This is a genomic window from Microcoleus sp. B13-B6 (assembly GCF_036705405.1).
GTDB lineage: Bacteria > Cyanobacteriota > Cyanobacteriia > Cyanobacteriales > Microcoleaceae > Microcoleus.
In genome coordinates this window covers 49180-72854 of sequence record NZ_JAUBUJ010000036.1, presented here as the reverse complement: position 1 = coordinate 72854, position 23675 = coordinate 49180, and the positions used below count along the sequence as shown (strand labels likewise).

Sequence of the window (23675 nt, the reverse complement as noted above, 5' to 3'; positions counted from 1 at the left end):
AGAGTAAGCGACGCAGATCCAAGGACGCATACCTAAGCGGTAGGACAATTCCCATTCACGACCCATGTAGCAGAAAACGCCAATGAGGAAGTGGAAAATTACCAATTGGTAAGGGCCGCCGTTGTACAACCACTCATCGAGGGAAGCTGCTTCCCAGATTGGGTAGAAGTGAAGACCGATCGCGTTGGATGAGGGAACAACAGCACCTGTGATGATGTTGTTACCGTACATCAAGGAACCTGCTACTGGTTCGCGGATGCCGTCGATGTCCACTGGAGGAGCAGCGATGAAGGCGATGATGTAGCAAATGGTGGCGCTGAGCAAGGTAGGAATCATCAAGACTCCGAACCAACCGATGTAAATCCGGTTGTCGGTTGATGTGACCCACTCACAAAAGCGTTCCCAGACGTTGGCGCTTTCGCGCTGCTGTAAGGTTGTTGTCATTTGTTTATGATTGCTTTATTTGGTTTTCAATGTTCGTGACGGCTTTGTGTTCCGCCATGTAAATAAACATAAAGCTTTTATTTCAGTTTGTAAAGGCCTTCTAAGCACAGATTTTCTTATAGTTAACATAAATTATGCTTATTCAAAGCCATAAGGCTTGCTGTATAAGGAGTTGAAAAGCTGAGTGCGGAATTTGTGGACGATCGCCCACGAAAGAAGAATACTCATAATCTACCTGGGCAACGAGATTCCGGGCTTGCGTCAGTGTTAAGATAGATGAAGGGTTGCGATCGCCAACCGCAAAACTCGCAATGCACAGATATATGTTACTGCGTAAGTCCGATCGATAATTATCCCAAGGAATGTCTCGCACCGTCACCTACAGCCCTGCTTATACTCTGGTTCCCACTTACGAGTGTTTTAACCGCTGCACCTATTGCAATTTTCGGGCAGAACCGCTGCAAAGTCCTTGGCTGACACTCGCAGAAGCCGAAAAACAGCTTTTGCGGCTGCAAACTCAAGGTGTAATTGAAATTCTGATCCTCAGCGGCGAGGTACATCCTCAAAGTAAACGGCGAAAAGCTTGGTTGCAGCGGATTTACGATTTGTGCGAACTGGCACTTGCTCTGGGATTTTTGCCACATACTAATGTGGGGCCGCTCAGCTTTGAGGAGATGGCACTGTTAAAAGAGGTAAATGTATCGATGGGGCTGATGCTAGAACAGCTTGCCCCACATTTGTTACAAACTGTTCACCGGCACGCACCGAGTAAAGTGCCGGCGCTGCGGCTGCAACAGTTAGAATGGGCTGGGGAATTAAAGATTCCATTCACAACTGGTTTGCTGCTGGGAATTGGGGAAAGTGAGGCAGATTGGATTGAGACGCTGGAGGCGATCGCCCGCATTCATTCGCGATACAATCACATTCAAGAAGTTATCCTCCAGCCACACAGTCCGGGAAATCAGCAAAGTTGGGACGGTGAAATTTTTGATGCTACAAAAATGCCGGAAGTAATTGCGATCGCCCGCAGCATTTTACCATCTGAAATCAGGTTGCAAATTCCGCCAAATTTAGTTGCACAGCCAGACATATTGCTGGCTTGTTTAGAAGCAGGTGCTAGAGATTTAGGAGGAATTGGGCCGCGGGATGAAGTTAATCCCGATTATCCTCACCTGCACCACCAAACTTTAACAGAAATTTTAGCAGCAGCGGGATGGCAACTTGTGCAGCGTTTGCCTGTTTATCCTCAGTACGATAAGTGGCTGCCACAGAAATTGCAAACTGCTGTTAAACAATGGAGAGTTAGTCATTAGAAATTCTTATTTCTTAGTCCGCGCAGGCGGACTTCGTTTGACAAGAAGCGGTTTCAACCGCCGAGTGATAAAAATAAACTATTGAGATTTTAAATCAAAGAACCGCCCCCATCAATCCACACTTCAGTACCTGTGATAAAGCTGGACGCATCTGATACCAGAAATAAAACTAATTGGGCGACTTCTTCACTAGAACCGGCGGTATTATCAGTCAAAGGAATCATATCTTGAATCGACTCAGGCGCGACTGGAATGCGATCGATATGTCGCTTCGTGGTGCTTTCCTCAATGGCAGTCAGCACCGCGCCCGGACATATAACATTGACTCTGATTTTGCTGGGAGCAAGTTCTAGCGCCAGCATTTTCGCTAAAGCTACTTGGGCAGCTTTGCTGGAGGCGTAAGCTGTAGCGCCCACTTTCTTGAAACTTCTGGTGCCATTAATCGACGATGTAATCACGATGGAACCTCCTTGTTTTTTTAAATAAGGAACTCCATATTTTACCGTCAAAAATGTTCCTCTGAGGTTGGTGTTAATTGTCCTATCCCACTCTTCGGGTTCCATCTCTTCTATCGGCGACCATACACCGTTGATACCCGCATTTGCGAACACAATATCAATTCTTTGATATTCATCAAAAATGGTTTGAAATGCCTGTTGCATTTGCAGAGAATCGGCCACATCTGCTGCAACAGCTAGCCCGCAGCCTCCTTCATCGACCAACTGGCGGACGGTTTCTTGCGCGGTTTCTAAAGTGCGATTGATAATAGCAACTTTTGCGCCTTCCTTTGCCATTAAAATTGCTGCTGCACGACCAATTCCCGACCCTCCGCCAGTAATAACGGCTACTTTTTGTGAAAGTTTCATAATTTTTTATGTAAAATAACATTATACACGATCGCCTCGCCTAAAAATAGGACTAAAGAGAGAGCTTTAGTCCTAACTATAGATAGATTTTAGCTATTAAAAATATGAAACCAAAAAGTAAAAAGATATCTTGCTTTTTACTTTTTGCTGTTAACACAGTCCTTACGGCTGCGGAACCCAGACAGAAACTGAACCGGCGTTACACCTAAAATCAGCCCAACCATCCTCATTAGTTGTGATGGGTTCTTGGATGTGTTCGGTGATGTCAATATAAGTTCGGTTCGGCTGTCCGACTTCCATAAACTTAGTGCCATCGCCTCCGTTACTGAGTACCACAGCCATGCCGCCCGGATGTTCTTCATCTCCGAGTCGCGTCCAGCCAAGGGTATTGGCGTGGTCGAAGTAATCGTACTGATTGCCGTAGGAATAAGTTTGGCGCGCGAACAAGAATTTATCTACCATAAACTTATGTTTGTCTAACCAAATCTCGTATTCATTGCCATCATTTGCTGTATCCTTATAGTTAGCGCCGTAATAATCCGGGTAAAAAATGCACGGATATCCTTCGCGCCGTAGCAGGATTAAAGCGTAGGCAAGAGGTTTAAACCAAGCTTCGACAACTGATTCTAGGGATTGTAAGGGCTGGGAATCATGGTTGTCTACCAAGGTAACGGCGAGGGCGGGTTGCTGTTGGACGAGAGTGTTATCAAAAATTGTTCGCAAATCATAGCTATTACCGGCTTTGCTAGCAGCGTGGAAGTTGTAGTGGAGGGGTGCATCAAATAAGGCTACTTTACCGTCCGTTGCTTCTAGGAAGTAGTGCAAAGCTTCCACTTCATAAGACCAATATTCGCCGACGGCAAATAGGTCGCGTTGGGCATAGTGGCGGACGTGTTCCAACCATTCTTGGAAAAATTCTGCTGCTACGTGTTTGACGGCATCGAAGCGAAAGCCGTCAACGTTTGTTGTATCGACATACCACTCACCCCAGTATTTTAATTCCCCGGTGACTTCTGGGTTGTCCATATCTAAATCGCAACCCATCAGGTAGTCATAATTGCCTTTTTCTAGGTCTACTCCTCGATCGAATTCTTTACCTTTAAGCAGGTAAACGGCATGGGTTTCTGTGTTGTAAACGTTGTAATCAATGGCGTCAAAATGCCACCAATGCCACTCCATGCTGGAATATTTTTTGTCGCGGCCGGGGAATGTAAAATGCGTCCAAGCTTTGATGTTTTGATATTCGCCTACGGTGTCATTCCGGTTGTCGGGATTGAAGGGTGTGGCTTCGGCTTCTTCTTCTGCATCTGCACCTAATTTGTGGTTGAAGACTACATCGGCATAAATCCGAATTCCTGCATCTTGGGCAGCTTTTATCGCGGCCAAATACTCATCTTTTGTCCCGTATTTCGTGCGTACTGACCCTTTCTGGTCGAACTCGCCTAAATCGAATAAGTCGTAGACGCCGTAACCCACATCCATACCGCCGCCGGTTCCTTTATATGCTGGCGGCAACCACAGGGATGTAACGCCTATTTTGGCTAAATCTTTTGCTGATTTCGCTAGCTGATTCCACAGGCTGCCGTCAGCGGGTGTGTACCAGTGGAAATACTGCATCATGACGCCATTTAGTTCAGACATATATTTAGTTTTTCCTGTTTTGTAATGTTGCCAGATAGATTTTTGTTCGTAGCTTGCTAGTTTACGTAGGTCTGCAATCTATCGTTAATAAATATAATAATAGATGGGGTTGCTCACCACAATCTATCTGTTGATGGATTGACAAAAAAATGTAAATTTGATAATAATTATTTTAAGGCTATGGAAAATTATTAAAAGGGTGGCTATGCTTCGGCAACTCGCTCAAGTCTGGTTTTCCAAGTACCGTCGATCGCCAATTCAAGCAATCTAAATCCCGGCGGGATTTCGTCAAGTATAATCGGATGGCTTTTGGGTAAAAGTTGGATGCAGGTGCTGGGTGTCCCCAAGTAGGTAACTGACCCCCGCTGTTGTTGAAATTCTTGGTGAATGTGGCCACAAAGAACGATTTTGATTTGAGGGTATCGATCGACAATTGCGAAAAATTCATCGGCATTGTGCAGCATCATTCCATCCATTATTTCAGAGTCGATCGGCAAAGGATGATGGTGCAAGGCAATGATAACAGGTCGATCGCCCGTTTGTTGCAGTTGAGAGTCGAGCCAATGCAAGCTTTCTGGGGAAAGCCGCCCGCCGTCGCATCCGGCTTCTACACTCGAAAGTAATAGAAATTGCCAGTTTCCTAGCATCCATGATTTTTCTGGGGAAAGAGGCGACTGATTTAAGATTTCTGCCATGACTGGGATGTTGTCGTGGTTCCCAGGTATCCAGTAGGCGGGAATTCCGAGGGGGGCGATGAGGGAGACGAGGCGCTGGTAGGATTCGGGTGTTTCGTCTTGGGACAAGTCCCCTGTGAGTAGGAGTAAGTCGGGCGGCGGCTGTATCTGTTGCAAGCGATCGAGAACTGCTTGGAGGGTGCGGGTTGTTGAGAGGCCTTTCCATTCTCGATCGATCTCTGCAAACAAGTGAGTGTCGGTGATTTGGGCGACGAGTAGGGGAGAAACTGGTGTCATGGCTGGTGTGGCGGGTCGTTGCTATAGTTCTAGAGTAGCTTCCCACAAGGGTTTTGGGGATATGGGGAAAAAGGGCGATTCCCTACCCTTGGGGAACCCACGCGCGTTGGGGATAGCTGCGCTTTACGAAATTTTTGACAGGTATGTTAAAATTTTCGAGATTTGGTGTACTATAAGAAAACGTCAAATTTCAGACGTAACGGCGGCATAGCCAAGTGGTAAGGCAGAGGTCTGCAAAACCTCCACCCCCAGTTCAAATCTGGGTGCCGCCTTAATTTTTAGTATTTTTAATAAGTCTTAAATGCTTGTGTGACAAGGTTTTTGGGTTTATTATAGACTGTAAATTGTATTTAAGTAAGTCGGCGCTTTAAAACGCAACTATGTAAACGATGTAAAGTGTCCAAATGCTCTCTACTGGCTGACTTAAGCCTATTTACATACTGTTACATTATTCGGTTTAATCCCGCCTACCTACTTAAATGTGCATAATTGATTGCGGAAAGTAATGCAAATTTAATGCAATGCAAAAAGTGCTGACCATTAAGACCAGAGTGGGCAGAATAGTGGGAGCTAGCGGACATTAAGAGACCACTTGTTACGGGTGAATGCCATGCTGATCTTGGCGATCGCGTTTGTAAGTTTTTGCCCGATCGCCCTTCGACTTTTGCGCTTACGATTTGCGCCACGCTTGGGCGATTCGAGCGATTCGTTTCGGGCTAGATTCCTCGCTGGCTGCTAAACAGATGGGGCACAGCTTAGCCACGCATACGCAAACCTATCACCTGGCTCTCAATGAGCGCGAACAGCAGCGAGCTTACGATCGGATTTTGTCGCTGCACGCGCTTTCTGACTACACTTAGATTTTGGATTTTCTACCTAACACAGCATCATAGGGGCGTGGTTGTGCTTACGTGCCTCCCACTACAACAATTTCCACTAACTGTCCTCAAGTATTCTCAGATTTGGCAACTGTCTGATCGCTTGTGGGATGGAAATAATCTGATCCCCTTCGATGTCAAGGTATCTCAGGTTGAACAGTTGTCCGAGCGATTCTGGAATGGAGGTAATCGGATTACTTCCAATGCTAAGCTCTGTCAGATTCGACAGTTGCCCAAGCGCCTCTGGGATGGAGGTAATCTGATTATCAGAAAGGTAAAGGAGTTGCAGATTATACAGTTGCCCAAACGCTTCTGGTATGGAGGTGATCTGATTACCAAAAAGAATAAGGTCTGTCAAATTCGACAGTTGTCCAAGCGTCTCTGGAATGGTTCTAATTTGATTATCGTTGAGATCAAGCTTTCTCAGATTGAATAGTTGCCCAAGCGCCTCTGGTATGGAGGTGATCTGATTACTGTCGAGGTGAAGCTCTGTCAGGTTTGATAGTTGCCCGATCGTTTCAGGTATAGAGGTAATGCGATTTCCTCTGAGGTTGAGTTCTGTCAGGTTTGACAGTTGCCCGACAGCTTCAGGGATGGAGGTAATGCGATTGTAGCTGAGGTCAAGCTTAGTCAGGCTTGACAGTTGCTCTATCTCTCCAGGGATGGAGGTAATGCGATTTGAATAGAAGTTCAGCTCTGTCAGATTTGATAGTTGCCCGATCGCTTCAGGGATGGAGGTAATGCGATTTGAACCGAGGTTAAGTATTTTTAAGTTGGTTAATTCAAGGACAGCATTAGGAAACTCAGTTAACCTATTTCCAACCTGTCTGTCTTCATCTTGGCCCAACAGCAAAGTTTCAAGTTTTATGCACTTGGCAATTTCTGGTGGCAACTTTTTCAACTTCAGCCCCGACAAATCCAGTTTTGTCGAATTCTCCTCAGATGCTTGATCGATTCTCTGCACTGCTTTCTCTCGCGTCATGTTCTTTGCCTCTCAGTGAAATTCATTTTAGTGTGACTATGATTTTAGTCTATCTCTCGTCTATCAAGTTCTTCTTTCCGCAGTAAAACTTAGCTAAAACTGTCCGAAATTTCGGACAGTTTTAGGGTAGTGGTATTTCGTAAAGGACAGAGTAAAATACTCTATTTTGGAAGTCAGACTGGGTAAGACTCCTCGAAAGGTCGATTATTCTTCATCCTTTACGAAAAGACACTACCCGTACTCCTACGCGATATTTGATTTTTTGTAGATGTCTATTGACTACGATCGCAAATCGTCGATCAGTTTTTCTATAGCCATACTTTTTGTGGTTTCATCCGGTAGAAGATTAAACACTTTCTGTAAAAGTTCTGGAGACGCATTTTTAATCAACCAATCTTCACCCGAATTATCCCCAAGATTTAAAAAATACTTTAAACGTTCCTCTATAGCTTCCTTATCTGCTTTATCCAGTTGTGCAACTCGCTTAAGCCAATCCCCTTGCGAATCTTTAAAACAGTTAGCATCAACAGTACATATCTGATGCACTAGAGCGAAGGAATTCTTAGAAAGACCATTTGTGCTTGTAGAATTAATCGGATATACAGTTGGCAAACCTTTATAGGTTTCTTGTGAAGTCAACGGAATCAGCGTCAAAGTTTGGATGTATTTAGATTCATCTTGAAATTGGTCACTTGTCCAAACGATATAAGGATGCTCTCCCCGAAAAACCCGACTCGAATTAATCACCTGAGTGCAAGAAATTGTCTTGCACTCAATCTCCCCTGGTTCATTTATCTCATAAATATGATGATGACCGAGTTTGCAACGAAGAGATACTCTATAGGGATTGATAAAATAAATCCAACCTTGACGCGGTTTTTGTCCAGCCACTCGCTCACTCCAATTCACTCATTAACTTTTCTCTTTCTTTGTATAGATTAAGTCTCACCTGTTCCTCTGGTTGGTGGCTATATCTAACCTCAAGCATGGGAGCAGTGCTATAGACATATTCTAGTAACTGATTCAGTTTATCCTCTCCTGAACCTGCCCATTCTCTCCTGATGTTGTCAAGTATGAGCTTCAGACCTAAAGGTAACTTTAAATCATCCACATTACCTGCTCCCTCACCAAGTCTGATGAATATACTGTCTCCCTGAGATTCTTGAACAATCTCTTTGCCATTCATTTGATTTAAAGCAGCCTCTATGCCTTCATTCCAAGGCCCATAGTAATAATAACGCCAATCTAAATCAGTAAGCTGCTTGTCTGTCCATTTGACCGCATAAAGATCAGCTAAGTACAAAAACTTGATTAACTGCGTTTTTGTAATATAGCCTTTTGTTGCGTACACAAAGTATTTGATCAGGTTTTCTAGCATGGCTTTCCTTCTTTTAATTTCAAAAAGCTCCCTAATTAATCTTATAATTTGTTCGCTCAATTTAACTTTATTCTATTATATCATCCAAAGGAAAGCTTGGCTATTAAAGCAGATAAAAAATACCCAATGGTAACAAATAGAGTGTGTGCGTCCAAGAGTGTATTCTTCAAAAGTTGAATTGCCGTCTAAGAAATATTTTGAAGGATTATCGCTCGCTTTAATATTTGTTGGGCAACTCCATAATAGTTAGGATTTTCTAACCCTTCTAATTCATGTTCGATATCTTCCCAATCCCCTAGCTTGCTTTTCCACTTACCATCCTCTTCTTGTCTGGCTGCGTGCTGTGGCTGGCCATTATAGGTGTAGATTGCTATTTTTTGAAACCCCGCTTCAAGGTCACGATTCTCGCAAGGTTCATATCCAATAGTTTGATAAGCTTGGATAAAAGCTTCCAGCGTTAACTCTCTTGAAACACCATCCGGCCAGTACCCATCAGGGTCTACCGGGTCCCATCTGCATTCCTCTTCTCCAGCAGCAAAAGCAAAACAATTATAATCTACTGTTTCTTCACTTGTTACTTGATATTCAGTAAGCTCTAAGTTAGGAAATCTCAATATTTTTCGGTACTCTAGCTTACCACTCATAACCGTGTTCTTTTCCCCATTGTATCCAGGCTTGGGCCATTTGCTTCATTCGGCCGCGCTGTTCGGGTTTTACCGGATTGTCACCAGTAATTGCCCTCAACGCCCAAAACCAATGGTCTGGCTTTTGTTCGAGGTCACGCAAAATCAAGGGGATAACTGGCTGTCCCATGCCGATAATTCTCTGATAAGCCTGGTGCATTGATTTCTGTGTAACTAATGATAGCATCCCCGTTTCGACGCGCCATTCTTCGGCGAACTTCTTAAACTCTGCTTCTAGTTCTACCTTGCTTTTAATCGGGAAGTCATCAGCAGGAATTCCTGAAGGCAACAAATATACTTTTAAAACATCTTTGGCTTTTGATGCCGATTCTAAAAAGCTATTCGGCATCAACAAGCTATTAAGCTTTTCACAAAATCGCTCTTTTTCTTCGGTTGATAAGTTAGAGAGTTCTTCAAATTCATCAACAGCCGCAATAAGCTCATCTGCTAGTTCTTCCACCGTCCAAGCATAAGTTTTCTTTAAAGCGTATATAGGAATAATACTCTCTAGTATATTGACTAAATCATCATGGTTCGTGTTTTCTACCTCTGACTCTACGTTTCTGACTAAATCATCAATAGGCAACGCAGGGACTGTTTTTCTCAACGCAGTCAAAATAGCCTCAAACACTGAGTTGTCCAAGGCTATAATTTTTTCGATGCCGGATTGATATTGGCGATGTATTTTTAAAGAAGGCATATTAGTTTTCTTGTCTTTCCTAAGAGAAAGTTAACTTGAGACTAATTGGCTTACTTATACATTCCTTCAAACACAAAGGGTAAGGTGCGCTAGGCGCACCCTACAAGTAGAGTCTGTGCGTAAGTCCTAAATTAGCAATCTTACTCAAATCATCACATTTTGCTGATAATTCTTTGCAGGATTTCCACCCCTGATACCGCTTGCCAGCCAAACAGCCCCAAGAGCACAATATTCAGAAAGATGTGAGTGTTTCTCGCCCAATCACTGCCTTTTTGCATCAAAGGAGTCAGCGAGGCTGCGATCGCAATTATTGCCATCATTCCCAACCCTGCTAGCAAGTGCGGGCCCACAAATAGCTTGCCGTTGTTGATGTAGGTGACAGCCATCCCGACGATCGCCACCGTAACCATCAAGGCTAACAGCAAAGAACCCATCTGGTGGTGCTTGACGTTGAATTTGCCCTTAAGTAACTCTTTTTTGACTTCGCCTTCGGCACTTCTGGTACGTCGGATTTGAATGCCCAGATACAAAGCATAAAATGAGATGGCCAGCAGTACCCACATTAAAACAGGGTGGATGAATTGGCTCCAAACTTTCACTGACTGAGGAATTTCGAGATTCATAGTGTTCTGAGGATTAGCAAACATAGCTAGTAAAAGTATAGTCATTTATGACATGACATGGGAGGCATTAAGTCCCTCCCCCTTCACTTTCACTTTAAGCGGATTGACCCGCCTCGGCTGAACTACGCAGCTCCCTATCAAGAAAGCTAAACGCATTTGGGATTGCTTTTCTCAAAATGTTGTAAGAAGCGTTAACATCGGAGTTAATTAATTGACCGACTGATGTCTTGTACAAACCTCTTTTGATCCGCCTGCCACTAAATACAATATCCTTATCTGTCTTTCCATAGACAGGGATTGGATATAAATCGAGAAAATTAGACCGAGATGTATAAGATTCTTCTTGCTCTAGTACCTTGATTCCAACTAATCGAGCTTTGTATTCCAACATCTCAATTAGTCGAGCGTGGGGAATACTGACAAAGTTTTGATTAGTTTGCTTTCCCAAATCAATCTCAGTTTTCCATTGTACATTCTTGCCAATTACCAACGTCCCAATTTCTTTGGCGATTAAAAGGTCAACAATCAGGCGACTGGTATGATGCAAGTAATTATCAATTTTTGGGTGGCGACAGCGAGTTAACCGTTGAATGCGGGATGAACTCTTGCGACTTCCTTTTAATTGAGATTGTAACTGTGCTTTACGTTTGTTGTAGAACTGATTGATTGATTTCAAGAGTCGCCCGTTAATCAGTAGCGGGATAAAACCCGGCTGATTTGAAGTTAACGCCACTAAGTTATTCAGTCCTAAATCAATACTAGCTACGAATTTATCATCGCTGATGGTGGACTCCGACTTGTCATAAATTACCTCAATCACATAAGAATCACATTTGGGAACCAACCTAACTTGACAAATTCGATCGGGATTTACTTTGGTTTTGATTGATAGATTAGTAGCCGAAAGCTTAATAATCCCTTTCTTCAACAGTTTGCTACTAATTGCTTGTATTGTGTATACGAGAATGTTTCGCCCTTTGACCTTATCCTTGTACTTGGGCATTTTTGGGCTACCAGTGAATTTAGAGGAATCAACTTTGTAAGCTTTAACCGCTTCAAAAAAGGATTTCCAATTCTTATCTAGTATCATTAAGATTTGCTGACTGACTTTTGCGGGCATTGCCTTGTATGCTTGATGAGACTTCATCAAACGGTTCATTTCGTTGTAATTGATGTAACTCCATCCATAAACAAAACTCTGACGAATGACGTAGTTAGCAGCATTGTAGAGATTCTTGGATTTAAAAGCTAATTCATCAATCTGGGCGAAACGGTATTCCGTAGATTTAATGATATGCCTCTCTGCTAGTTGCATTTAGTACCTGTATTTTTCAAAGATCGCAACATTTTATTGTTTGACTTTCCTGACTATATGATACTACTATTGTTTATTGATGCTTACAAACTTAATCAAGTTTTATGATACTTCATAAAACTTAGCATACCAGTCAGGCCGTCTCGTGCGACGGTAAAAATATACGGTATGAGAGACTATTATGCCTGCCACTAAACAAGACGCTGTATTGATTCAAGCCGCCAAGACTGGCAACATTATTCACGTCCAAGCTTTACTCGCTAAGAATGTTAACGCTAACGCCAAAGACTCTGAGGGGACGACGGCTTTGATGTTTGCAGCCCAAAAAGGCTATACAGAAATCGTGCGTATTTTACTAAACAATGACGCTAATGTCAACCATGTGAGCAGGCGTTTTGGCTTGACAGCTTTGATGCTGGCGGCGGCTCACAAACAGGCTGACTCTGTGCGGCTGTTGCTGGCTGCGGGTGCTGATGTTAATGCTAAAAATGATGATGGAAGTACGGTTTTGATGGCGGCTTCTCTGAAAGGTGATATCAATGTTGTGCGGATGTTACTTGATGCTAATGCTGATGTAAATGTCCAAGATAAAGATGGAGATTCAGCTCTAAAAATAGCTGCTTTATCGGGCCATCAAGCTGTTGTCAAAGCTTTGGTGGATGCGGGTGCTGTTGCTGACAATTCTATGCTGTTTTTAGCTGTCCGTCAAGGAAGCGCTGAAATTGTGCGAATTTTGCTCAATTGTGGGGCGGATGCTAATGTTAAAAATCTAGAAAGCAAAACTGCTTTGATGCTGGCTGCGACGGCGGGAAATTTGGCTGTTGTCGAGGCGCTGTTGGCGGCTGGCGCTGATGTCGAAATTCCCGACAAAAACGGAGAAACTGCTTTAACTTTGGCTGCGGATGCCGGCAATACTGATGTGGTGCAAACTTTGCTTGGTGCGGGTGCTAATGCGAATGTGAAAAATGGAGATGGGGGCACGGCTTTGATGGCCGCTGCTGCTGGAGGAAATGCGCCGATCGCCCATATCTTACTCGATGCTGGCGCGGATATCAACGCTAAGGATAAAGATGATGAAACTGCTTTGAATTTTGCCGTGGTTGAAGGCTGCGAAGATGTAGTGGAATTGCTCTTAAACCGAGGTGCTAGTGTCGGTGCTAGAAATCGATTGGGCGATACGCCTTTACTGGTGGCTGCTGTTCACGGCCATAGTGCGATCGTATCGGCTTTGCTGCAAAAAGTAAACTCAAATCGGGATGAGTTTCTGAATGCGAAAAACTTTGGGGAGACGGCTTTGACGCTGGCTGCGTTTCACGGACATACCGAGACTGTGAAAGCTTTGCTTGACGGCGGTGCTGATCCCAATATCCCGGCGGATTTGGGGAAAACTGCATTAATGAAGGCGTGCGATCGAGGTTATGTGGCGATCGTCCAATTATTAGTCGAAAAAGGTGCAGATGTCAACTTGCTCGATGATTCGGGCGCAACCGCTGTCATGTGGGCCGCACATCGGGGTTGTGTCGGTGCTGTACAGGTTTTAATTGATGCTGGTGCAGAACTAAACCACAAAAATCCGGGAAATTATACAGCTTTAATGCTGGCTGAGTTTAAACGTTATTCCAGCGTGGTGAAATTGCTCAAAAGTGCTGGAGCACTGGAGTAAGAATGAAATAGTTTTGAGTAAGGTAATTCTGTCATTCTGAGGGTAGGCTTTGGGAAGTGAAGAATCTCAGATATGGGGACTTATACCAATTTTATATGAGGCTGCATAGAATCTGATCCCCCCTAACCCCCCTTAATAAGCAGGGCTGTTTCATTCTCACCAAAAACGAGGCTTTTGTAGGGGTAGTGCTACCCCTACTCCCCGTGCCTACCCCCGCCACCAACCCTCGAATGGGGGTTTCAGGCCAAAAGGGCCGGCACGGGGGCACGGCCCCTACCAAGAATGAAACCGCCCTGCCTTAATAAGGGGGAGTAGGGGGTGGACAAGAGCTGGGTCAAAGTCAACCCCTACTCCCCTCCCGCGGGGGATTTAGGGGGATCGAAATATATGCCACTTCACATTAAATTGGTATTATGCACTGTAACGATGTGGCAATAGTTTGAGATTCTTCGCTTCACTCAGAATGACAAAATTAGGTGATTAGTGCGTCCAGGACAATGAATTAACCTCAATTTGCTTTTCGCACCCAGCCGTTAATAGTAAAGCGGCTATCAGCAAAAGCTTTTGAGGGACAGCTAACTCGCAAAACTTCGTGCATATAGCGACTCAGAAAAAATACGATGCTGTTATTCCGAGGTTCAACAGTTCTGAATGTCTCGTCCGCCACATAAAAATTGTTCTCGATTTTGCTGTCATAAATCTGCAATTCACCACCAGAAAAAGCCTTGGGTTCTCGATAGAAATAGTAAACGTAAGTAAAAAATCTGCTTGCGGTATCTGGCGAGCCACTGTCGTTGTGAAGTTTGTAAAAGTTGTTGTCATTGTGCATGGTTAACTGAGCTTCTATCTCACCAAGCGGAAATGAGGGAATATTTAATTTTTGCAGCACGTCGGGGAGAATTGCTTTGATGCGATTAACCATCAGTTCGGAAAATTCGGGGAACGAGTGGAGTACCATCGAACGGCGGTAATCTTCGGCATTGGTTGAGGTGCTGGTAGTCACAAATTGTGATTCTTTTGCTAAGACATATTTAAGGAGTTTGTTTTTTTCGGCAGGTGTCAAAAAGTTGTCTATTTGGGCGTAGCGAGATATTAAGTCGTCATTTACAGGCGGCGCAGGGGCAGGAATTTCTGCGGGAATTTCTGCGGGAATTTCTACAGGAGTTGCAGGCTGCTGCGGTTGCAGTTGCTGCAAGTAAATTGGGGGTTCTGTGACTAATCCGACTAGGTGTTCGGCGGGAAAAAAAAGGGTGGAACGCCCGTCGTCTATGGGGATTTGAAATAAGGGCGAAAAACCCAGTGTTTGTTGGGTGCGATCGACTAATGTTTTGATCAGGCTGTGCAATAGTGGTGTATCAGATTTGAGGGTGACGGTGCATTGATGTCCCCCGGTGAGCAGGATTTTGACTTTTACGTCTTGGGGTTTAATTTGCGGTTGAATTGTGCTAGTCATAGCCGTTAGTTATAGAAGAAGAAGGAAGTTCGGCAACGGATTCTGTAACGGATGTAACGGATGGAGGGATGGGAGAAGAAAGAAGGAAGATGCAAGAAGGAAGATGGAAGAACAAAAATTCAATCATTGCTTGAGGGCGGGCTAGAAGCCCAACCCACAATAGAATTAACTCTTTGTGGAACAGGCATCTTGCCTGTTCATAATAGAGGTGCAAAATGTCATTGCTACGAACTTAATTAATGCAAGAAGTGGCGGATGTCGGTGAAAACCATTGTGATTCCGAGTTGGTTGGCGGCTTCAATGGAATCTCGATCGCGCATACTTCCTCCCGGTTGGACGATCGCAATTATGCCCGCCTCAGCCGCAGTTTTGACTGAATCGTCGAAGGGGAAGAAACCATCGCTAGCCAAAATCGCTCCTTTGCTTTTGTCTCCTGCTTGTTCCAATGCTAGTTTAACCGAGCCCACGCGATTCATTTGTCCGGCACCCACACCAATTGTAGTGCGATCGCGCGTCACAACGATCGCATTTGATTTGACGTGTTTCGCTACTTTCCAAGCAAACAGCAATTCTTCCAACTCTGCCGCCGTCGGCTGTTTCTCAGTAACCATCCGCCATTTGCTAGTTTCTTCTACTATATTATCTGAGTCTTGTACCAGCAAACCGCCTGCAATAATTTTAACAGTTTGTGGCGGCCCTTGAGTCAAATCTGGCAAAATTAATACTCGAACTTTCGCCTTTTTTTTGATAATTTCTTCGGCTTCTGGTTCGCACCCCGGCGCGACGATACATTCTAAAAATGTTTGAGTTAAGGCCGTGGCGGTAGCAGCATCAATCGGGCGGTTGAGGGCGACAATTCCGCCGAAAGCTGAGACTGAATCGGTGTCGAAGGCTTTTTGATACGCTTCAGAAATAGTTGTTCCCAAGGCTGTGCCGCAAGGATTTGTATGCTTCAGAATAGCGGCGGCGGGTGTGTCGGGGAATTCTACAATCAGCCGCCTTGCTGCTTCTAAATCTACTAAATTATTGTAGCTTAATTCTTTGCCTTGCAGGATGGTGCTAGTTGTCCAGCCTGTGGGTGTACTTCCGCTTTGATACCAGGTGGCGGCTTGATGGGGATTTTCGCCGTAGCGGAGAGTTTGCAACTCTTTTCCTGATAAATTAAACTCGTCTGGTAGCGAAGATGCTTCAGCGGATTGGCTGCTGCTGAGATAAGTTGCGATCGCGCGATCGTAGTTGGCTGTATGTTTGAAGGTTTCTAGCGCACATCTTTGCCGAAACTCTAAGGATGCTTCGCCGCCATTTTCCCGCAGTTCTTTTAAATAAGTATTGTACTGTTCTGGGTCGCACAAAACTGTCAAATGAGCGTGGTTTTTTGCTGAAGCTCTCAGCATCGCCGGCCCGCCGATATCTATCTGCTCAATGGCGTCTGCTAGAGTAACTCCGGGTTTAGAAATTGTCTCTTCAAATGGATACAAATTGACTACAACTAGATCGATCGCCCGAATTTGATTTGCGGTTAAATCTGCAAGGTCTTCCGGTACATCGCGGCGTGCTAAAATGCCGCCGTGGATTCGTGGATGAAGTGTTTTGACTCGCCCTCCCAAAATTTCGGGGGAACCAGTATATTCCGCAACTTTGGTGACTGGGATGCCTGCTTCTTTGAGGGCCGTTGCTGTCCCGCCACTACTAATTATGTCAAATTCAAATTCTTCTACTAGACTGCGCGCTAAGTCGATTAGTCCGGTTTTATTGGATGTGCTCAGAAGTGCTAGACGTGCCATTGGTTTGAAGTTGCGATCGCAAAAATAGACAGGTTATATTCTATACCAAGTCTGGTGGCAGGGAGATGATTTGGTAATGGCTAATTATAATTATTTTTAACAAATTAAAGATGAGTTCGCTTATTTTAGCTCATATTTTTTGTCCAAATTATATAATATTTTATACTGACCAGTGGCTTCTAAATATTTAGGACTTGCGCGTGGAACTGATTATTTTGTGAGTGCGAGGGGGATTGCAGCCCTATCCAGCTTTCACAGTTCGTGTCGCTACGTAAGTGTCAATGTTGTTGAAATTACTTAATAAAACTTAATAGATAATTCTAGGGCGATCGCTCTTGAATTTTAACGATGTCTTATGATGAATTCTAAAAGTAATGTGCTAGCATCGGGTGTAAATTGCTCTCTCCCTAAAATTCTAGGAAAATTGGGCGATCGCAACACCTTAATCTAGAAAATAATTTGGTAGGGTTGAAATATGTTTTTTCAAGAAGCCGAGCCCGAAAATAAACTCAGTAATATTAGCAGGAATCATAAAAAAACTGCTGCCAATCTGGCCAATAGAACAGGCTACCAACAGATTTCCAAAAAAAGAGTCCAGAATTCGACCGAGGCCAACATTTCCGAAGCTTATAGTGTTAGTTTGTGCGAATTGCAGCAGATGGAGCGAGCAATGGAACAGCTAAAGCAGGATTTGAAAGCTAGCGAATCTCGGTTTCGGAATGTGATAGAAAAAAATGCCGACGGCATCGCAATCGTTAACAAGCGAGGACTTGTCTGTTTTGCCAACCCGTCAGCAGAAGCGCTGTTTAACTGCAAAGCAGAGGAACTTTTAGGTCAAGCATTTTTTGGCAATTTAGTAGTAGAAGTTTCAGCTTGCGACATTGAGATGGCGACGGATATTATTCCCCAAGTTGGAAAAACAGAAGCACCAGGAACTCGCGTCGTGCAAACAGAAGTTGAAGCTATTCGCAAGCAAAAAGCAAATGCTGTAGTAGAAATGCGGGTGGTGGAAACGGAATGGGATGGAGAAATGGCTTATTTAGCTACGCTGCGGGACATTACCGATCGCAAGCGCGCAGAAGAAATGCTTTGGTTGTACGATCGAGCTATAGCAGCTACTAGCACCGGAGTTACGATTTCTGACGCCACTGACCCCGAACATCCAATTATTTATTGCAATCCCGCATTTGAAAGCATGACAGGTTATCGGCGGCAGGAAATTATCGGAAAAAACGGCCGATTTTTGCACGGAAGCGATACAGATCCGGCGGCAGTAGAAATAATTCGCCAAGCCTTGCAAACAGAAAGCGAATGCAAGGTAATATTAAAGAATTACCGCAAAGACGGAACCGCTTTCTGGAATTGTTTCTCAATATCTCCCGTGCGCGATAGAATGGGAAAATTAACTCATTTTATAGGCGTACAGAGAGACATCACTGAGCGCAAACAAGCCGAAGAAGCCTTGCATAATTCCGAAGCACAAAGCAGAGAACAAGCCGCTCAACTAGCCGCCACACTTGAGCAACTCAAAGCCACTAATTCCCAATTAGTTCAAAGCGAAAAAATGTCTAGTTTGGGATTGCTACTTGCCGGGGTCGCTCACGAAATTAACAACCCAGTCAGCTTCATTTACGGCAATCTCGCTCATCTCACAAATTATACTCAAGACTTGTTTCACCACCTCGAACTTTATCAACAGCACTATCCTAATCCCGTCGCCGAAATTCAGCAGGCAAGAGAAAAAAATGATCTCGATTTTTTAGCTGAAGATTTACCTAAAATACTGTCTTCAATGAGCGTTGGTGTCGAGCGGATTTGCCAGATTGTGCAGTCGCTGCGGAACTTTTCGCGGCATGACGATTCACAGATGAAACCCGTTAACCTCCACGAAGGTATTGACAGCACGCTGTTAATTCTCAATCACCGTTTGAAAGGGAGCGGAGAAAAGCCGCCAATTCAAATTGTCAAACAATACGGAGAATTGCCAACTGTTGAGTGTTTTGCTGGGCCGATAAATCAAGTTTTTATGAATATTCTCAGCAATGCGATCGATGCTTTAGAAGATGCCAACAGTAGGCAAAATTGTCAAGAAATGCTAGAAACTCCCAGCCAGATTAGGATTGGTACGGAAGTTGTCGGCAATTTTGTAGAAATTAAAATTGCCGACAACGGGCCGGGAATACCTGAGCAAGTCAAACAGCAGATATTCGATACATTTTTTACTACCAAACCCATTGGCAAAGGCACGGGAATGGGTTTGTCAATTAGCTATCAAATTATTGTAGAAAGACACAAAGGCGAATTAAATTGTACTTCGGAATTGGGCAAGGGCACGGAATTTACTATCAGAATTCCGATCGCACCTTAGTGCAGAATGTGCAATCCGCGCCTTACCAACGTGATATATAGGCAAGCAAGCGAGCGGGACGCTCGCACTCCTAAAAAACGAGAAAAATCGTTTTTTCTCGTTCCCAGACTCTGGCTGGGAACGCATACTTAGAGGCTCTGCATCCCCATTCTAGAAACAATTTCAGGGTGTTTTTCGGCTCACATTACCCGCATAAAAAGCGAATTAAAAAACCTCTGCACCCTCCAACTTCTTAAAAGTTTCAACCTTAGCCCTCGCCGCTTCCCCGCAAGTCTTCGGCGTCGGAAACATCTTCCCAGGATTCGCCAAACCTTTCGGATTAAACACCTGGCGCACCCACTGCATCGTCTCCAAATCTACCTCCGAAAACATATCCGGCATAAAACACTTCTTGTCAGCGCCGATGCCGTGTTCCCCCGAAAGACTTCCCCCAACTTTCACGCAAAGCCTGAGAATTTCCCCGCCCAATTCTTCCACCTTTTCCAGCGCACCTTTTACCGAGTTATCGTACAGAATCAGCGGGTGCAAATTCCCGTCTCCCGCATGAAATACATTAGCAATTCGATAACCGTATTTCTCGCTCAAGCCCTCAATTTCTTTCAAAACATAAGCCATTTGCGTTCGTGGAATCACCCCGTCTTGCACGTAATAATCCGGGCTGAGATGACCCGCCGCCGCAAAAGCAGCTTTCCGCCCTTTCCAAATTTTTAGGCGCGTTTCCGGGTCGGTTGCCGTGGTGATATTTCGTGCTCCGTTATGCTTGCAAATATCAGCAATCCGCTGTTTGTTTGTGGCAACTTCCACTTCTAAACCGTCGATTTCTACGAGGAGAATTGCCGCCGCATCGCGGGGATAACATCCAGTTGCTACCACATCTTCCACAGCATTGATGCTGATGTTATCCATAATTTCCATGCCGCCGGGAATAATACCAGCGCTGATAATATCGGAAACTGATTCGCCCGCTGCTTCTATACTGGAAAAATCCGCTAGGAGAACGCAAATCGATTCCGGCGCTTTGAGAATTCGTAAAGTAACTTCTGTGGCGATTCCTAATGTGCCTTCGGAACCGACAAATACACCAGTTAAATCGTAACCGGGCATTTCGGAAATTTCGCCACCGACATCGACAATTGAACCGTCGGGAAGTACCAATTTTAATCCTAAAACGTGATTTGTTGTGACTCCGTATTTGAGGCAGTGAACGCCGCCAGAATTTTCGGCAACGTTGCCGCCAATCGAACAAATAATTTGACTGGAAGGATCGGGGGCGTAGTAGAAACCGGCGCCGCTAACTGCTTGCGTTACCCAGTTATTAATTACTCCCGGTTGCACGACTACTTGCTGATTTTCTAAGTCTACTTTCAGGATTTTTCGCATCAGGGCAGTAACAATCAGCACGCAGTTTTCTACAGGCAAAGCGCCGCCGGAAAGGCCGGTGCCTGCGCCTCTAGCCACCCAGGGAATTGAGTTGCGATCGCATATTTTGACCACTTGCGCCACTTCCTCGGTAGTTCGAGGCAATACCACCAGGGCGGGGCGCTGGCGGTAGCTGGCGAGTCCGTCGCACTCGTAGACAATCAATTCTTCGCGGCGCTGCACGACGCCATTTTTGCCAACTACAGCCTCGAATTCTTTAATAACGGGTTTCCAGTTGCGTTCTGTTTCTACGGCTATCATTAGTGATTTTTATTAGGGAACTATCAATAATATTGTTGCAAATTTTACTAAGTTTAGCCAATTATTTTTCTAAGGGTTGCAATATTGACACAGGGAAGGATCGGCAGTGTCTCGACCGTCGGGAAATAGTTTTTCTTTAGTATAACCGCAGTTTTTGCATTTATAGATTGCCGATCGCACTAGCTGAGTCGGAAAATAGCAAAGTCCGCAGGGCAATCCGATTTTCGTCTCAGCAATATCGAACCCCGGCCAACCGCACTCCGGGCAGAATTGCTTAAATTTTTTAACTAAATCGAGAGTTGCATTTTCGATGTTTTTCATCCGAGTTGGATTGTACATCGCCCGCATATCTGTTTCGATGTGAACTCGGCCGGTTGACGATTTTTTTAAGCCTGCTGTAACAGCGTCAAAAAGTTTTTTTTCTGTCCTAATTCCCTTGACAATTTCGCCGTTACCGAGGGCAGCGTCGCCAACTACAACCACCAGTCCATGTTCGGGAAATCCCGCTTTTTTCGCAAAATCATCTGCTTCTTGTATACTGGAAACTAACTGGTGACTGTAGTTAGTTTCCACGGAGAAAGAGTCACCGATTAGTTCTAGATTGTTGGTTCGATCTAATAAAATTACGATTTCTCTGTTAGCTGGCAGATACGGCATCATTGGGTGAGGGCCGAAAAAACCTTCGCTGGCAAAGGCAAGAGTTTCGCCCGCAATTTCTAGGGCTTTTTGTGCTTTATGGCGAGCCGCTTCTATTTGTGTTCCTAAGCGTTTAACTTCTCTGGTGAAGGTGCCGAATGCGTCAGTGTCAAGCGCCGCAGGTACTAGGATATTTACGCCCAATTCTCGTTCCAAAATGGGAGCCATTACCCGTTCTTTTTGGTGCATGGTAGCAATAACTGCGGTGCGATAGCTCAATAATTGATTGGGATTCACAGGCTCATAAATATTAGACATACAGCAGCATCATTTTAGGAAAAAAAACTCACATACACCCTTTCCACCGCCCCACAACCGATAGAAACCCTGACTTAACTTGCGAGTAAAAATTTTAGACCTCAGTTAAATATTCATGATATTCACCTGTGGACTTAATTTAAAATTCTTCAATCTAAAATCTAAAATCTAAAATCTAAAATCTAAAATCTAAAATCGTATTAGTTCCCTCCAGTCACTCCCCCAGCTTGACCTCTGAGTACAAAAATTACTCCTGTCATAATTAGCCCCACGCCTACCAACCGCAGCGGCGGCAAAGGCTCGTGAAATATCAGTTTGCCACCTAAAACAGTAAACAAGTAACTAATTGACAGTAAAGGTGAGACTATGCTAAGGTGTGCCCGCGACAAAACTACAATAAAGCCGATCGAAGAAATTGCATACAAAGAAAGACCACTTACTATCAAAGGCTCAGTAGCCATTGCTATAATTTTTTCTATTAAATTAGCAGCGCCAATGGGCCCTAATATTTTAGCTCCTGCCTTCAGACTGAATTGACCGGCGACGCCGCACAATATTGCAGCCAGCAATAACAAAAACACGCTTCTATTCATAAGTTTATTAACCTATAGTACAATCAAAAATTGCCGTTCCCAAAACCGGAAAAACTTTAATTAAGTTTTGCTAGGTTTTATTCACCACTAATATTTTTAGCAGAGATACAGGAAAATCAAGTATGGTCGATCGCGATCGAGAGTGGAACCCATATATGGCAGAGCCGACCAACCCAACCGGAGAATATACTCTAGAACTATCGATACTCATGCCTTGTCTGAACGAAGCAGAAACTTTAGAAATCTGCATCGAGAAGGCACAGAAGTTCCTGCGCGAACTTGATATGGCCGGCGAGATCATCATAGCAGACAACGGCAGCACTGACGGTTCTCAAGATATCGCTACCAGAATGGGAGCGAGAGTTCTGCCCGTAGCAGCTAAAGGCTAAGGCAGCGCTCTGATGGGAGGAATCATCGCAGCCCGCGGAGTTTATATTATCATGGGCGATGCTGACGACAGCTACAATTTTTCCAACCTCGGCGCTTTTGTCAACAAATTGCGAGAAGGTTTCGACTTAGTGATGGGAAACCGCTTTCAAGGGGGCATCAAACCGGGTGCAATGCCGCCGCTGCACAAATATTTAGGAAATCCGGTGCTGACATGGGTTGGGCGGCTATTTTTTGCAAGTCCCGTCGGCGATTTTCACTGCGGACTCAGGGGTTTTAGGAGAGACTCAATTTTGAAACTCGACTTGCAAACAACGGGGATGGAATTTGCTAGCGAAATGGTAGTCAAGGCCTCTGTATACAAGCTGCGGATAACTGAAATCTCAACCGTACTTTCTCCCGACGGGCGCAGCCGTCCGCCGCACTTGCGAACTTGGCGAGATGGCTGGCGGCACCTGCGATTTTTGCTGCTTTACAGTCCTCGGTGGCTGTTTTTGTATCCGGGTACTGCGCTGATGATTGGGGGCATAATTATCGTGGTTTGGCTGTTACCCGGTACTCAAAAGATTGGGAGTATCAGCTTTGATGTACACACGTTGCTTTATGGTGCGATCGCAATTATCATCGGTTTTCAAGCAGTAACTTTCGCTTTTTTCACCAAAATTTTCGCCATCAGCGAGAAATTCCTGCCGGAAGACCCCAAAGTCAACAAAATATTTCGCTATGTCACCCTAGAGACAGGATTGATTGTCGGAGTCACGCTGATATTAATCGGAATAGTTGGCTCGTTCTTGTCATTAACTATCTGGAGCGAAACGGCTTTTGGTACTCTCGACCCTTCTAAAACTCTGCGTTTGGTTATTCCCTCGCTCACTTGCCTGACTGTCGGTTTGCAGATGGTTTTGTCGAGCTTTTTTCTCAGCGTGCTGAGCTTGAAGCGTAGGTGATCACATTAAAGTTACTGGCAACCGTCCTCAAAACTAAATTTCCATGCAGAGG

General features: G+C 44.5%; 19 protein-coding genes, 1 tRNA gene and 3 pseudogenes. 6 read left to right on the top strand and 17 right to left on the bottom strand.

Annotated features, from left to right (window positions below; genetic code table 11):
• Both QUB35_RS18035 and QUB35_RS18030 read right to left on the bottom strand, forming a co-directional pair.
• A pseudogene (locus QUB35_RS18035) lies at positions 1-444 on the bottom strand (photosystem II q(b) protein); the annotation flags it as partial.
• A 142-nt stretch (positions 445-586) separates the two neighbouring features.
• Positions 587-823, bottom strand: coding sequence for a hypothetical protein (locus tag QUB35_RS18030; RefSeq protein ID WP_333143152.1), 237 nt, complete (start codon positions 821-823; stop codon positions 587-589).
• On the opposite strand from QUB35_RS18030, the gene cofG reads away from it, so the two are divergent.
• The gene (gene cofG / locus QUB35_RS18025) at positions 807-1757 is read left to right on the top strand and encodes a 7,8-didemethyl-8-hydroxy-5-deazariboflavin synthase subunit CofG (protein ID WP_333143151.1); all 951 of its coding nucleotides are present in this window, start codon (positions 807-809) and stop codon (positions 1755-1757) included. The two genes, QUB35_RS18030 and cofG, sit on opposite strands and share 17 nt — an antisense overlap.
• An 89-nt stretch (positions 1758-1846) precedes the next feature.
• Here the strand turns inward: cofG and QUB35_RS18020 are convergent, their stop codons facing one another.
• The 3 genes from QUB35_RS18020 to cpdA all read right to left on the bottom strand — a co-directional run bounded on the left by QUB35_RS18020 (position 1847) and on the right by cpdA (position 5235).
• The gene (locus tag QUB35_RS18020; protein ID WP_333143150.1) at positions 1847-2623 is read right to left on the bottom strand and encodes an SDR family NAD(P)-dependent oxidoreductase; all 777 of its coding nucleotides are present in this window, start codon (positions 2621-2623) and stop codon (positions 1847-1849) included.
• Between the two features lie 162 nt (positions 2624-2785).
• Entirely contained in the window at positions 2786-4264 is a 1479-nt protein-coding gene (locus tag QUB35_RS18015) for an alpha-amylase (protein ID WP_333143149.1), read from the bottom strand.
• 203 nt (positions 4265-4467) lie between these two features.
• Positions 4468-5235 carry a 3',5'-cyclic-AMP phosphodiesterase gene (gene cpdA, locus QUB35_RS18010; RefSeq protein WP_333143148.1) on the bottom strand — a complete coding sequence of 256 codons (768 nt, stop codon included), beginning with the start codon at positions 5233-5235 and terminating at the stop codon, positions 4468-4470.
• A gap of 201 nt (positions 5236-5436) precedes the next feature.
• Between cpdA and QUB35_RS18005 the strand changes: the two genes are divergently transcribed.
• Positions 5437-5507 (top strand) — tRNA-Cys (locus tag QUB35_RS18005).
• A 405-nt stretch (positions 5508-5912) separates the two neighbouring features.
• Positions 5913-6095, top strand: a complete 183-nt coding sequence (locus QUB35_RS18000; RefSeq protein ID WP_190737907.1) for a hypothetical protein — start codon at positions 5913-5915, stop codon at positions 6093-6095.
• A gap of 76 nt (positions 6096-6171) precedes the next feature.
• On the opposite strand, the gene QUB35_RS17995 is transcribed toward QUB35_RS18000, so the two are convergent.
• The 7 genes and pseudogenes from QUB35_RS17995 to QUB35_RS17965 form a co-directional block, all read right to left on the bottom strand.
• Positions 6172-7095 carry a leucine-rich repeat protein gene (locus QUB35_RS17995; RefSeq protein WP_190737909.1) on the bottom strand — a complete coding sequence of 308 codons (924 nt, stop codon included), beginning with the start codon at positions 7093-7095 and terminating at the stop codon, positions 6172-6174.
• 279 nt (positions 7096-7374) lie between these two features.
• The gene (locus QUB35_RS17990; protein ID WP_333143147.1) at positions 7375-7986 is read right to left on the bottom strand and encodes a type II toxin-antitoxin system PemK/MazF family toxin; all 612 of its coding nucleotides are present in this window, start codon (positions 7984-7986) and stop codon (positions 7375-7377) included.
• A gap of 4 nt (positions 7987-7990) precedes the next feature.
• Positions 7991-8533, bottom strand: a complete 543-nt coding sequence (locus tag QUB35_RS17985) for a type II toxin-antitoxin system antitoxin SocA domain-containing protein (protein ID WP_333143146.1) — start codon at positions 8531-8533, stop codon at positions 7991-7993.
• 125 nt (positions 8534-8658) lie between these two features.
• Positions 8659-9117: a DUF7689 domain-containing protein gene (locus tag QUB35_RS17980; RefSeq protein ID WP_333143145.1), complete on the bottom strand. Its 459-nt coding sequence runs from the start codon at positions 9115-9117 to the stop codon at positions 8659-8661.
• Positions 9107-9856: a hypothetical protein gene (locus QUB35_RS17975; protein WP_333143144.1), complete on the bottom strand. Its 750-nt coding sequence runs from the start codon at positions 9854-9856 to the stop codon at positions 9107-9109. The genes QUB35_RS17980 and QUB35_RS17975 overlap by 11 nt, the downstream gene beginning before the upstream one ends.
• Before the next feature lie 152 nt (positions 9857-10008).
• Positions 10009-10479: a DUF4079 domain-containing protein gene (locus tag QUB35_RS17970; protein WP_333143153.1), complete on the bottom strand. Its 471-nt coding sequence runs from the start codon at positions 10477-10479 to the stop codon at positions 10009-10011.
• A 45-nt stretch (positions 10480-10524) separates the two neighbouring features.
• A pseudogene (locus tag QUB35_RS17965) lies at positions 10525-11794 on the bottom strand (RNA-guided endonuclease InsQ/TnpB family protein).
• A gap of 181 nt (positions 11795-11975) precedes the next feature.
• On the opposite strand from QUB35_RS17965, the gene QUB35_RS17960 reads away from it, so the two are divergent.
• On the top strand, positions 11976-13457 hold the full coding sequence (locus QUB35_RS17960; RefSeq protein WP_333143143.1) for an ankyrin repeat domain-containing protein: 1482 nt from the start codon (positions 11976-11978) through the stop codon (positions 13455-13457).
• Between the two features lie 508 nt (positions 13458-13965).
• Here the strand turns inward: QUB35_RS17960 and QUB35_RS17955 are convergent.
• On the bottom strand, positions 13966-14910 hold the full coding sequence (locus QUB35_RS17955; protein WP_333143142.1) for a 2OG-Fe(II) oxygenase: 945 nt from the start codon (positions 14908-14910) through the stop codon (positions 13966-13968).
• A gap of 236 nt (positions 14911-15146) precedes the next feature.
• Positions 15147-16694: a bifunctional phosphoribosylaminoimidazolecarboxamide formyltransferase/IMP cyclohydrolase gene (gene purH / locus QUB35_RS17950; protein ID WP_333143141.1), complete on the bottom strand. Its 1548-nt coding sequence runs from the start codon at positions 16692-16694 to the stop codon at positions 15147-15149.
• A gap of 475 nt (positions 16695-17169) precedes the next feature.
• Between purH and QUB35_RS17945 the strand changes: the two genes are divergently transcribed.
• Complete coding sequence (locus QUB35_RS17945) at positions 17170-19062, top strand: PAS domain S-box protein (RefSeq protein WP_333143140.1); 1893 nt, start codon at positions 17170-17172, stop codon at positions 19060-19062.
• Between the two features lie 204 nt (positions 19063-19266).
• Here QUB35_RS17945 and glcD read toward each other — a convergent pair whose 3' ends face one another.
• The 3 genes from glcD to QUB35_RS17930 form a co-directional block, all read right to left on the bottom strand.
• Positions 19267-20742: a glycolate oxidase subunit GlcD gene (glcD, locus tag QUB35_RS17940; protein WP_333143139.1), complete on the bottom strand. Its 1476-nt coding sequence runs from the start codon at positions 20740-20742 to the stop codon at positions 19267-19269.
• Between the two features lie 69 nt (positions 20743-20811).
• The gene (locus QUB35_RS17935; protein ID WP_333143138.1) at positions 20812-21696 is read right to left on the bottom strand and encodes a DUF6671 family protein; all 885 of its coding nucleotides are present in this window, start codon (positions 21694-21696) and stop codon (positions 20812-20814) included.
• Between the two features lie 200 nt (positions 21697-21896).
• A complete protein-coding gene (locus tag QUB35_RS17930; protein ID WP_333143137.1) occupies positions 21897-22289 on the bottom strand; it encodes a transporter in 393 nt (130 codons plus the stop codon).
• 122 nt (positions 22290-22411) lie between these two features.
• Between QUB35_RS17930 and QUB35_RS17925 the strand changes: the two are divergent.
• A pseudogene (locus tag QUB35_RS17925) lies at positions 22412-23623 on the top strand (glycosyltransferase).
• The last annotated feature ends 52 nt before the right edge of the window (positions 23624-23675 follow it).

What these genes read in the sequence shown, in the direction of transcription:
- cofG (WP_333143151.1), top strand. Translation starts at nt 807, where the DNA reads ATGTCTCGCACCGTCACCTACAGCCCTGCTTATACTCTGGTTCCCACT.
- QUB35_RS18020 (WP_333143150.1), bottom strand. Translation starts at nt 2,623, where the DNA reads ATGAAACTTTCACAAAAAGTAGCCGTTATTACTGGCGGAGGGTCGGGA.
- QUB35_RS18015 (WP_333143149.1), bottom strand. Translation starts at nt 4,264, where the DNA reads ATGTCTGAACTAAATGGCGTCATGATGCAGTATTTCCACTGGTACACA.
- cpdA (WP_333143148.1), bottom strand. Translation starts at nt 5,235, where the DNA reads ATGACACCAGTTTCTCCCCTACTCGTCGCCCAAATCACCGACACTCAC.
- QUB35_RS17995 (WP_190737909.1), bottom strand. Translation starts at nt 7,095, where the DNA reads ATGACGCGAGAGAAAGCAGTGCAGAGAATCGATCAAGCATCTGAGGAG.
- QUB35_RS17980 (WP_333143145.1), bottom strand. Translation starts at nt 9,117, where the DNA reads ATGAGTGGTAAGCTAGAGTACCGAAAAATATTGAGATTTCCTAACTTA.
- QUB35_RS17975 (WP_333143144.1), bottom strand. Translation starts at nt 9,856, where the DNA reads ATGCCTTCTTTAAAAATACATCGCCAATATCAATCCGGCATCGAAAAA.
- QUB35_RS17970 (WP_333143153.1), bottom strand. Translation starts at nt 10,479, where the DNA reads ATGAATCTCGAAATTCCTCAGTCAGTGAAAGTTTGGAGCCAATTCATC.
- QUB35_RS17960 (WP_333143143.1), top strand. Translation starts at nt 11,976, where the DNA reads ATGCCTGCCACTAAACAAGACGCTGTATTGATTCAAGCCGCCAAGACT.
- QUB35_RS17955 (WP_333143142.1), bottom strand. Translation starts at nt 14,910, where the DNA reads ATGACTAGCACAATTCAACCGCAAATTAAACCCCAAGACGTAAAAGTC.
- purH (WP_333143141.1), bottom strand. Translation starts at nt 16,694, where the DNA reads ATGGCACGTCTAGCACTTCTGAGCACATCCAATAAAACCGGACTAATC.
- QUB35_RS17945 (WP_333143140.1), top strand. Translation starts at nt 17,170, where the DNA reads ATGTTTTTTCAAGAAGCCGAGCCCGAAAATAAACTCAGTAATATTAGC.
- glcD (WP_333143139.1), bottom strand. Translation starts at nt 20,742, where the DNA reads ATGATAGCCGTAGAAACAGAACGCAACTGGAAACCCGTTATTAAAGAA.
- QUB35_RS17935 (WP_333143138.1), bottom strand. Translation starts at nt 21,696, where the DNA reads ATGTCTAATATTTATGAGCCTGTGAATCCCAATCAATTATTGAGCTAT.
- QUB35_RS17930 (WP_333143137.1), bottom strand. Translation starts at nt 22,289, where the DNA reads ATGAATAGAAGCGTGTTTTTGTTATTGCTGGCTGCAATATTGTGCGGC.